Origin of the sequence: Actinosynnema sp. NPDC023658, from assembly GCF_040639995.1 — a bacterium.
In the GTDB taxonomy this organism is placed as follows: domain Bacteria; phylum Actinomycetota; class Actinomycetes; order Mycobacteriales; family Pseudonocardiaceae; genus Actinosynnema.
On sequence record NZ_JBFAAX010000198.1, the window covers coordinates 1 to 10115 of the forward strand.

Consider the following 10115-nt stretch of genomic DNA (forward strand, 5'->3'; position numbering starts at 1 on the left):
GCTGCACAAGCGCTGTGGCGAGCCGCGAGTCGCGGCGGTGGGCGGACCACGTCACCCGGCTTCTCTGGCTGGTTAATTTTCGGCGCGGAAGCCGTATCTTGCGGTCGGACGCGCGCGAAACATCACGATCGGGGTGCGGCCGTGCTGGCGCGGATCACCAGTTCGGTGGTGAGCATGATGCGGTTCTGGGGGAGGGGGTCGCCCTGGGCGAGGGTGACGATGATGCTCGTGGCCGCGGCGGCCATCTCGCGCAGGGGCTGGTGGACGGTGGTGAGCGCCGGGATGGCCCACTGCGCGGGCGGCAGGTCGTCGAAGCCGACCACGCTGAGGTCGTGGGGGATGCGCAGGCCTGCTTCGTGCGCGGCCTGGTAGACGCCGTAGGCCTGGGCGTCGTTGAAGGCGAAGATCGCGGTGGGCGGTTCGTCGAGCCGGAGCAGGTCGCGCCCGTGGGCGAGGCCGTCGACGATGTTGAAGTCGCCGGTGCGGATGAGCGCGGGGTCGACCGGGACGCCGGCGTTGTCGAGCGCGGCGCGGTAGCCGTCGAGGCGGGCCCGGCTGGACAGCGCGGCGGAAGGCCCGGTGATGGCGGCGATCCGGCGGTGGCCGAGGTCGAGCAGGTGGCGGGTGGCGGAGAGGCCGCCGTCCCAGTTGCTGGTGCCCACGGAGGGGTACTCGTGGGTGGGGTCGCTGGTCGGGTCGACCAGCACGAACGGGATCCCGCGGCTGGCCAGCTGCTCGCGCTGCGCCGAGGTGGGCGCGGAGAAGACCGTGATGACGCCGGCGGGCTTGCGGGTGAGCACGCCGTCGATCCAGGTGCGGCCGGGGGTGTGGCGGCCGTGCAGCTCGGTGAGGACCAGCGCGAGCTCGTGCTCGCCGGCCACCCGCTCGACGCCCTTGATGACCTCCATCGCGTAGGCGCCTTCGAGCTCGTGCAGCACCAGTTCGACCAGGGCCGCCCGGTTCTGCTTCTTCTGCCGCCGGTAGCCGTGCTCGCGGATGACCCCCTCGACCAGGGCGCGGGTCTCGGGGGCGACTTCCGAACGCCCGTTGACGACCTTGGACACGGTGGCGGTGGACACCCCGGCGAGTTCGGCGATGCGCGCGATGGTGGCGCCACCGCGTTCGGCGGGGGCGCCCGTCGGGCGGGTGGTGGAGGTCATGGCGGAAGTCTAGGACCGCCGTTCGTCGAACGTTTCGGTCCGGTCGAGGGAGAAGCCCTGCCCATCGCCCTACGACGATCGGTGACCGCTCTGTTAACGATCGGGAGAATCTGCCGAAACTTCAGGTTCAAGGCACGGCACACCGGGGCGTGAGCCGCGGCGGCGGTCGTCAGAGGTCGGTCGGTGACCCCGCGACCGGGATCGTCTCCAGCACCGACTCCGCGATCGACCGCGCCGGCTGCTGGTAGGCCTCGGCCAGGACGCGGAAGACCTGCTCGGCGCGGATCGCCGGCCAGTCCCGGGGCAGGTGCGCGGCGGGCAGCCGGGGATCCTGCCGGACGAGTTGGAGCCACTCGGTGTGCAGCAGCAGCTGCCTGGCCAGGTCGTCCGGGGCGTCGGGCAGCGGGTGCTCGCGGTCCCACCGGCGCAGGAACGCGTGGTAGCGCTCCGCGATCGCGGGCACGTCGAACGCCGCGTGGACGATCTGGTCGGCCTCGGTCGGCTTGGCCGTGCGCGCGGTGAACACCTTGAGGAACTCGGTCAGGTCCAGGCCGTCGACCAGGTTGGGCACGTCCACCACGCCGGGCGCGACCCACAGCCCGCTCTGCAGCGGGCCGAACCCTCCCCACACGAGGCGTGAGCGCAGGTCGTGCCGCTGGCTGCGCCACGACTCGGGCAGCGAGAACCCCACCATCGTCCAGGTGCCGTCCCAGTCGTCGTTGACCGCACCGCTGCGCCAGACCCGGTGCTCGCCGTCCTCGAGGACGGCCGCCGAGCGCGCGGTCAGGCCGAAGTACATCCGCCTGCCGTCGCGGTGCCGCGCCAGCAGGTCCCGCTTGACCATGCGCGTCAGCGTCGACCGCACCGCTTCCTCGGACACGCCGACCCGGGCGAACACGTCGATGACGCTGCCGGAGAAGACCGCGACGCCCCGGTTGAGCACGTGCACGCCCAGGAAGCTGAGCATCAGCGACTGCGGCCTGACCTGCGCGTCCTGGGCCGGCGGACCGTCGTGCGGAATCACCCGGCGAGCGTAACCCGCAGCACCCACGGGCCCTCCTCCACGAAACGACGTTGGGCAGTTTCTTGACGACCGACACCGTCGAGCCTAACTTCAGTGGGGCCGGTGCGAGGGCGGATCGGCGGGAGGGACTTCGTCATGGATCTGGCGGGCAAGGTCGTGGTGGTCACCGGTGGGGGACGGGGGCTCGGGTTCGCCTACGCCACCGCCCTGGCGGACGCGGGCGCCTCGGTGGTGGTCAACGACGCCGACGAGCACGCCGCGAAGGCCGCCGCAGACGCCATCGCGGCGGCGGGCGGCACGGCGGTCGCGGAAGCCGGCGCGGTGGGGCCGAGCGAGGTGGCCGACCGCCTGGTCGCGCGTGCCGTCGAGGAGTTCGGCCGGTTGGACCTGCTGGTGACCAACGCGGGCGTCCTGCGGGACCGGGTGCTGTGGAAGATGACCGACGACGACTTCGACACGGTCGTCGACGTGCACCTGCGCGGCACGTTCACCTGCGTCCGGGCCGCCGTGCGGCGGATGCGCGAGCAGGGTGGCGGCGGCAGCGTCGTCGTCGTCGGATCACCGGCGGGGCAACGCGGCAACTTCGGGCAGACCAACTACTCCGCGGCCAAGGCCGGCATCGTCGGCATGGTCCGCACCTGGGCGGCCGAGTGCGCCAAAGCCGGCATCGCGGTCAACGCCGTCATCCCGGTCGCGGCCACCGCGATGACCAGGACCATCCCGGCGTTCGCACCCTTCGTCGAAGCGGCGGAGCTGCGGGGCGAGCCCCTGCCGGAGTGGCTGCGCAAGGGCGAGGGCTTCGGCACGCCGGAAGACGCCGCCGGGCTGGTGGTCTTCCTCGCCTCCGACGCGGCCCGCGGGATCACCGGCCAGGCCATCGGCATCGGCGGCGACAAGCTCTCGCTGTGGTCCCACCCGGAAGAGGTCAGCACGGCCTACCACGACGGTGGCTGGGACGCGCGGGCCATCGCGGGGGCGTGGGCCACCTCGGTGGGACGACGACCCGAGACGTACGGCATTCCCGCACCCCCAGCACCGACCGCGTGAGGGGAGTTCCGCCATGACCCCTTCGCCGAACGTCGACGAGCTGGTGGCCATCGACGTCCACACCCACGCCGAGGTCTCCGCCGGAGGTCACCCCTCCCTGCCTCGCGATCTGCTGGCCGCCTCGGCCAAGTACTTCAAGGCGGAGGGCCACCGCCGGCCCACGATCCCGGAGATGGCGGCGTACTACCGCGAACGGCGGATGGCGGCCGTGGTGTTCACCGTCGACGCCGAGCACGCCACCGGGCACCCGCCCATCGCGAACGAAGAGGTGGCACAGGCGTGCGCGGAACACGCCGACGCGCTCATCCCGTTCGCCAGCGTCGACCCGTGGCGCGGCCGGGCCGCTGCGCGCACCGCCCGGCGGCTGGTGGAGGAGCACGGCGTCCGCGGCTTCAAGTTCCACCCCAGCCTCCAGGGCTTCTCGCCCGACGACCGCCTCGCGTACCCGCTCTACGAGGCGATCGAGGAGCTCGGGGTGCCCGCCCTGTTCCACACCGGGCAGACCGGCATCGGCGCCGGGGTGCCGGGCGGTGGCGGCATCCGGCTGAAGTACTCCGACCCGATGCTCGTCGACGACGTCGCGGTGGACTTCCCGGAACTGCGGATCATCCTGGCGCACCCGTCGTTCCCGTGGCAGGACCAGGCGCTCGCGGTGGCCACGCACAAGCCGCACGTCCACATCGACCTGTCCGGCTGGTCACCGAAGTACTTCCCGCCGCAGCTCGTCCGCTACGCGAACTCGCTGTTGCAGGACAAGGTGCTGTTCGGCTCCGACTACCCCGTCATCACCCCCGACCGGTGGCTCGCGGACTTCGCGGAGCTGGACATCAAGCCCGAGGTCCGGTCGAAGATCCTCAAGGACAACGCCGCCCGCCTGCTGGGCCTGGTCAAGGACTGAAGGGGTCGTCATGCGCAACCAGGGCATCGGCTCGTGGACCGCGCGGCGGGTCCGCAAGACGCCGGAGAAGGTGGCGGTGATCCACGAGGGCCGCGCGATGACCTACCGGCAGCTGCACGAGCGGGTGCTCCGGCTCGCGCACGGCCTGCGGCGGCTCGGCGTGGGCCGGGGTGACCGGGTCGCCTACCTGGGGCCGAACCACCCCACGTTCCTGGAGGCCCTGTTCGCCGCCGGGGTGCTCGGCGCGGTGTTCGTCCCGCTGAACGCGCGGCTGGCCGCGGCAGAGGTGGCGCACGTCCTGACCGACTCGGGCAGCGGCGTGCTGGTGTACGCCCCCGAGCAGGCGTCCCTGGTCCAGGCCGTCCGCGCCGACGTGGGGCCGCTGCGGCTCGTCGCGCTCGACCACCCCGCCGCGGGCGAGTCCTCCTACGAAGAGCTGATCGCGTCGTCCGAGGCCGAGCCGATCGACGAACCGGTCACGCTCGACGACCTCTGCCTGATCATGTACACCTCGGGCACCACGGGACGGCCCAAGGGCGCCGTGCTGACCCACGGCAACCTCACCTGGAACACGGTGAACGTGCTGGTCGACGTCGACCTGGCCAGCGACGAGGTGACGCTGGTCGTCGCGCCGCTGTTCCACACCGCCGGGCTGAACATGACCTGCCTGCCCACGCTCGTCAAGGGCGGCACGGTCGTCATCATGTCCGCCTTCGACGCCGCCGAGGTGCTCGACCAGGTCGAGACCCACCGCGTCACCTACATGTTCGGCGTTCCCACCATGTACAACGCGATCGCCGCCTGCCCGCGTTGGGAGGGGGCGGACCTGTCCAGCCTGCGGCACGTCAACTGCGGCGGGGCGCCCGTGCCGGAGTCGACCATCCGCACCTACCAGCGCCGCGGCCTGTCCTTCAGCCAGGGCTACGGCATGACCGAGACCTCGCCCGGGGCCCTGTACCTGACCAAGGAGATGAGCGAGGCCAAGGCGGGCACCGCCGGCGTGCCGCACTTCTTCACCGACGTGCGCGTGGTCGGACCCGGTCTGACCGACGTCGCGCCCGGCGAGAAGGGCGAGGTCGTGATCAGCGGTCCCAACGTCATGCGCGGCTACTGGCAGGGCACCGCGGACCTGGCGCCGGCCTTGGGCCCGGACGAGTGGTTCCACTCCGGCGACATCGCCACACCGGACGAGGACGGCTACATCGCCGTGGTCGACCGCCTGAAGGACGTGATCATCTCGGGCGGGGAGAACATCTACCCCGCGGAGGTCGAGAGCGTGCTGCACGAGCACCCCGCGATAGCCGAGTGCACCGTGATCGGCGTCCCCGACGCCCGGTGGGGCGAGGTGGGCCGGGCGGTCGTCACCGTCACCCCCGGTGCGGAGCCGACCAGCGAGCGCGACGTCCTGGCGTTCCTGCGCGACCGGCTGGCCGGCTACAAGATCCCGAAGTCCGTGGTGTTCGTGGACGAACTGCCCCAGAGCGCCACCGGGAAGCTGTTGAAGAAACTCGTGCGCGCCCGTTACGGCGCGAGCTGACCGCGAGCCGACCCGCGAGCCGACCCTTCCACACGGTCCACAGGAGACACGCGCATGGGCATCACCGCACAGGGCACCGACGGGCTGAAGGCGCTCACCGACACCGACCTCGGCCACACCGGGTGGCTGGAGATCACGCAGGACCGGGTGAACCTCTTCGCCGACGCCACCGACGACCACCAGTGGATCCACGTGGACCCCGGCAAGGCCGCCGACGGGCCGTTCGGCGGCACGATCGCCCACGGCTACCTCACCCTGTCGCTGATCATCCCGCTGTTCACCGAACTGCTGACGATCAACGGCGTGACCATGAGCGTCAACTACGGGCTCAACAAGGTCCGGTTCCCCTCACCCGTGCGGGTCGGTTCGAAGATCCGGCTGCACGGCGCCGTCTCCGCCGTCACCGACGTCAAGGGCGACGGCGTGGAGATGCTGATCGACTTCACGGTCGAGGTCGACGGCAGCGACAAGCCCGCCTGCGTCGCGCAGGCGGTGCTGCGCCACTACACCTGAGGTCCGCGCCGCGGACCGGCAGCACACCCGCCCTCGCAGCGGAGGTACCCATGGCAACGAAGCCGGCCCGTCCCGGGCAGGACCCCAGCGGATCCCGGTCCATCGGCAGGATCGCGGGCACGAGTTTCATCGGCACCGCGATCGAGTGGTACGACTTCTTCATCTACGCCAACGCCGCCGCGCTGGTCTTCGGCACCCAGTTCTTCCCGTCCCTGTCGCCCCTCGCCGCGTCGCTGGCCTCGTTGTCCACGTTCGCGGTCGGTTTCCTGGCCCGGCCGCTCGGCAGCGTCCTCATGGGCCACTTCGGGGACCGGGTCGGCCGCAAGTCGATGCTGGTCACGTCACTGCTGATCATGGGTGTGGCCACCATCCTCATCGGACTGCTGCCCACGTACGACCGGATCGGCGCGTGGGCCCCGATCCTGTTGGTGCTGCTGAGGTTCGTCCAGGGCTTCGGGGTGGGCGGCGAGTGGGGCGGCGCGGTCCTCGTGGCGGTGGAGCACGCACCGGCGTCCCGCCGCGGCTTCTACGGCAGCTTCGCGCAGATGGGCGTGCCCGCCGGGATCATCCTGTCGAACGCGGTGTTCCTCACGATGAACTCGGTGCTCAGCCCCGCGCAGTTCGCCTCGTGGGGCTGGCGGGTGCCGTTCCTGCTCAGCGCGGTCCTGATCGCGGTCGGCCTGTACATCCGCCTGCGACTGGAGGAGTCGCCGCTGTTCCTCGCGGCCAAGCAGGCGCGCACGGACTCGCGGATGCCGGTCGTGGAGCTGCTGCGCGACCACTGGCGGCGGGTCGTGCTGGCGGGGCTGGCGTTCCTGGCCGCCAACACCATCGGCTACATCACCCTGGTCTACGTCCTGTCCTACACCACCGGCCCGCTGCGGATGTCGCGCGGCACGGTGCTGCTGCTCGTGCTGCTCGCGAGCATCGTGCAGCTGGTGGCGACGCCGTTGCTGTCGGCGTTGTCCGACCGGTTCGGCCGCCGCAAGGTATTCCTGGTCGGTGCCGCCCTGTCCGCGCTCTGGTCGTGGCCGCTGTTCGTGCTGCTCGACACCCGCGGCCCGGTGGCGGTGCTGGTCGGTCTGGTGGTCGCGGTGACGTTCCTGTCCGCGATGTACGGCCCGCAGGCGGCCATCGCGGCCGAGCTGTTCCCGACGCGGGTGCGCTACAGCGGCGCGTCGCTCGCGTACCAGCTCAGCGCGATCTTCGGCGGCGGGCTGGCTCCGCTGATCGCGACCTCGCTGTACGCCACGACGGGCACGTCGGTGTCCACCGCCCTGTACGTGGCCGCGATCTGCCTCGTCAGCCTCGTCGCGATGGCGTTCGTGCCGGAGACCCACCGGGCCGGGCTCGTCGATCCCACCACCCACACCTCGTCACCGCAGGAGGCGGTCACATCATGACGTTCGCGCGCAACCAGTGGTACGTGGCGGCTTACGGCCACGAGATCGGGCACGAGCTGTTCGCCCGGACGGTCCTGGGCGAGCCGCTGGTGCTCTACCGCAGCGAGGCGGGCGAGGTGGTGGCGCTGGCCGACCGGTGCGTGCACCGGCGCTACCCGCTCTCGGAGAGCCGGCTCGACGGCGACACGATCGTCTGCGGCTACCACGGCTTCACCTACGACAAGACCGGCAGCTGCGTGTTCGTCCCCGGGCAGGAGCGGATCCCGCGCACCGCGCGCGTGCCGTCCTACCCGGTGGTGGAGCAGGACTCGTTCGTCTGGGTGTGGATCGGTGAGCGCGACCGGGCCGACCGGGCGCTGATCCCGCGCGCGCCCTGGCTGGCCGACCCCGCCTACACGACGGTGTGCGGGATGGAGCCGCTGGCGGCGCGGTACGAACTGCTGGTGGACAACCTGATGGACCTGTCGCACGAGACCTACCTGCACGGCGGGTACATCGGCACGCCCGAGGTGGCGAACACGCCGATCACCACGGAGGTCGACGAGGACAACGGGATCATCTACGTCAGCAGGCACATGGCCGACGCCGCGTGCCCGCCGTTCTACGCCAAGTCCACCGGGATCGAAGGCCGGATCACGCGCTGGCAGGACATCGAGTACCACCCGCCGTGCCTGTACCTGCTGCACAGCCGGGTCGCGCCGGTCGGCGTGCTGCCCGAGGCCGACGGCTCGGACCCGCACGGCTTCCACGTCGAGGTCGTCTACGCCATCACCCCGGAGACCGAGCACACCACGCACGACTTCTGGGCCGTGGCGAGGGACTTCGCGCTCGACGACCAGGAGGTGTCGGACTTCCTGCGCGACAGCAACCGCACGGTGGTGCTCCAGGACGTCACCGCCCTGGACGTGCTGGAGCGCGTGATCCGGACCGAGCCGGAGGGCTACCAGGAGCTGTCGATCAACATCGACACCGGCGGGCTGGCGGCACGGCGCATCCTCAAGCGCATGGCGGCCCCGGCCGGCGAACCCGCGAACGCGGCCGCGCTGTGAGCGACCGGGTCGCGGTGTTGCGCGGTGACGCGGTCTACCGCGTCCACTGGCAGCCGGGCACCGACCTGCTGGTGGGCGTGTGCCACTGCGGAGCCGAGCACGACTCGGAGGATCCGGTGGAACTGTGGGACTGGCTGCTGGCCCACCCGGAGGGCCACGCACCGCCGGCGGTCGTGCCGCCGCCCGCGGTCGACCGGCAGCCGGTCGACGCCCACGTCTGAACAGGAGTGCCGATGACCGCGTCCACCGAGCCACGCGCCGAGGCGGAGCTCGACGTCCTGGTGGAGCGCAAGGAGGTGGTGGCCGACGGGGTGGTGCGGCTGACCCTGCGCCACCCACGTGGCGGGCCGCTGCCCGCCTGGGAGCCCGGCGCGCACGTGGACCTCGTGCTGGGGCCGGACCTCGTCCGCCAGTACTCGCTGTGCGGCGACCCGGCGGACCGCTCGGCGTTCCAGGTGGCCGTGCTGCGGGAGCCGTCCGGCCGCGGGGGTTCGCAGCACGTGCACTCGGCGCTCGTCGAGGGCGGCACGGTACGCCTCCGCGGGCCGCGCAACCGGTTCCCGCTGGTGGCGGCGGAACGCTACCTGTTCATCGCGGGCGGCATCGGCATCACGCCGATCGTGCCGATGATCAGGGCGGTCGCGGCGCGCGGCGCGTCGTGGCGGTTGCTGTACGGAGGGCGGACGCGTTCGTCCATGGCCTTCGCGGGGGAACTGCACGACCGGTACGGGGACCGGGTGGTCGTGCGGCCGCAGGACGAGACCGGCCTGCTGGACCTGGACGCGTTCCTGGTGGCGGACGCCGAGGTCTACTGCTGCGGGCCGGAGTCGCTGCTCGCCGCCGTGGAGCAGCGCCACCCCGCCCGTCTGCACGTCGAGCGCTTCACGCCCAAGGCCGTGGAGGGCGGTCGCAGGTCGTTCGAGGTCGAGTTGGCGCGGTCGGGCCGGACCCTGGTCGTGCCGGAGGACGAGTCGATCCTGCACGCGGTGGAGCAAGCCGGGATCGCGGTGCTGTCCTCGTGCCGCGAGGGGACGTGCGGCACGTGCGAGACGGGCGTGCTGGCGGGCGTCCCGGACCACCGGGACTCCGTGCTGGACGACGGGGAGCGGGCCGCCTGCGACGTGATGATGATCTGCGTGTCCCGGTCGCGCGGCTCACGGCTCGTCCTCGACCTGTGACCGGTGGGACCGGTCCGGCCGCCGCGGTGGGAAGAAGAGACTTTCGGGAACTGTTGTGCGCGAGGGGTCGCAACAGTTTCGCATGCGCTTGTGGCGTGGTGTCCCGCACCGCTAGAACTGGTCGGCCGGTGGTCGATTCGGGAGGGATCGCACATGCGCTCGTTGAAACTCTTGTTACCCGTGTTGATCGCAGGAGCTCTGACCACACCGGTCGCGGCGACGGCCCAAGCCGGACAGGCGGCGGACCCGCCGCCACCGGGGTGGACGACCACCGGCGGACGGCTGGCGTGGACGGCGCCCGCCCCC

Annotated in this window: 10 protein-coding genes; 8 read left to right on the forward strand and 2 right to left on the reverse strand. The window is 71.7% G+C overall.

Going from position 1 to position 10115, the window contains the following annotated elements; translation table 11 throughout:
* Positions 1-122 precede the first annotated feature (122 nt).
* Both AB0G02_RS20430 and AB0G02_RS20435 read right to left on the reverse strand, forming a co-directional pair.
* Complete coding sequence (locus tag AB0G02_RS20430) at positions 123-1160, reverse strand: LacI family DNA-binding transcriptional regulator (RefSeq protein ID WP_360796659.1); 1038 nt, start codon at positions 1158-1160, stop codon at positions 123-125.
* A gap of 169 nt (positions 1161-1329) precedes the next feature.
* Positions 1330-2184, reverse strand: coding sequence for a PaaX family transcriptional regulator C-terminal domain-containing protein (locus AB0G02_RS20435; RefSeq protein WP_360796661.1), 855 nt, complete (start codon positions 2182-2184; stop codon positions 1330-1332).
* 135 nt (positions 2185-2319) lie between these two features.
* Here AB0G02_RS20435 and AB0G02_RS20440 point away from each other — a divergent pair, with 135 nt between their 5' ends.
* The 8 genes from AB0G02_RS20440 to AB0G02_RS20475 are packed head-to-tail and all read left to right on the forward strand — an operon-like array spanning position 2320 to position 9809.
* Positions 2320-3231 (forward strand): SDR family oxidoreductase, encoded by a 912-nt coding sequence (locus AB0G02_RS20440; protein ID WP_360796663.1) that lies wholly within the window; start codon positions 2320-2322, stop codon positions 3229-3231.
* Between the two features lie 13 nt (positions 3232-3244).
* Complete coding sequence (locus tag AB0G02_RS20445) at positions 3245-4129, forward strand: amidohydrolase family protein (RefSeq protein WP_360796666.1); 885 nt, start codon at positions 3245-3247, stop codon at positions 4127-4129.
* Positions 4130-4139: 10 nt separating this feature from the next.
* On the forward strand, positions 4140-5666 hold the full coding sequence (locus AB0G02_RS20450; protein ID WP_360796669.1) for a long-chain fatty acid--CoA ligase: 1527 nt from the start codon (positions 4140-4142) through the stop codon (positions 5664-5666).
* 54 nt (positions 5667-5720) lie between these two features.
* Positions 5721-6179, forward strand: coding sequence for a MaoC family dehydratase (locus AB0G02_RS20455; protein ID WP_360796671.1), 459 nt, complete (start codon positions 5721-5723; stop codon positions 6177-6179).
* Positions 6180-6229: 50 nt separating this feature from the next.
* Positions 6230-7582, forward strand: a complete 1353-nt coding sequence (locus AB0G02_RS20460; protein WP_360796674.1) for an MFS transporter — start codon at positions 6230-6232, stop codon at positions 7580-7582.
* Entirely contained in the window at positions 7579-8631 is a 1053-nt protein-coding gene (locus AB0G02_RS20465; RefSeq protein ID WP_360796677.1) for an aromatic ring-hydroxylating dioxygenase subunit alpha, read from the forward strand. Before AB0G02_RS20460 ends, AB0G02_RS20465 begins: the two co-directional genes overlap by 4 nt.
* Complete coding sequence (locus AB0G02_RS20470; RefSeq protein ID WP_360796680.1) at positions 8628-8852, forward strand: hypothetical protein; 225 nt, start codon at positions 8628-8630, stop codon at positions 8850-8852. The genes AB0G02_RS20465 and AB0G02_RS20470 overlap by 4 nt, the downstream gene beginning before the upstream one ends.
* A gap of 12 nt (positions 8853-8864) precedes the next feature.
* Positions 8865-9809 (forward strand): PDR/VanB family oxidoreductase, encoded by a 945-nt coding sequence (locus tag AB0G02_RS20475; RefSeq protein ID WP_360796683.1) that lies wholly within the window; start codon positions 8865-8867, stop codon positions 9807-9809.
* Positions 9810-10115: the final 306 nt, after the last annotated feature.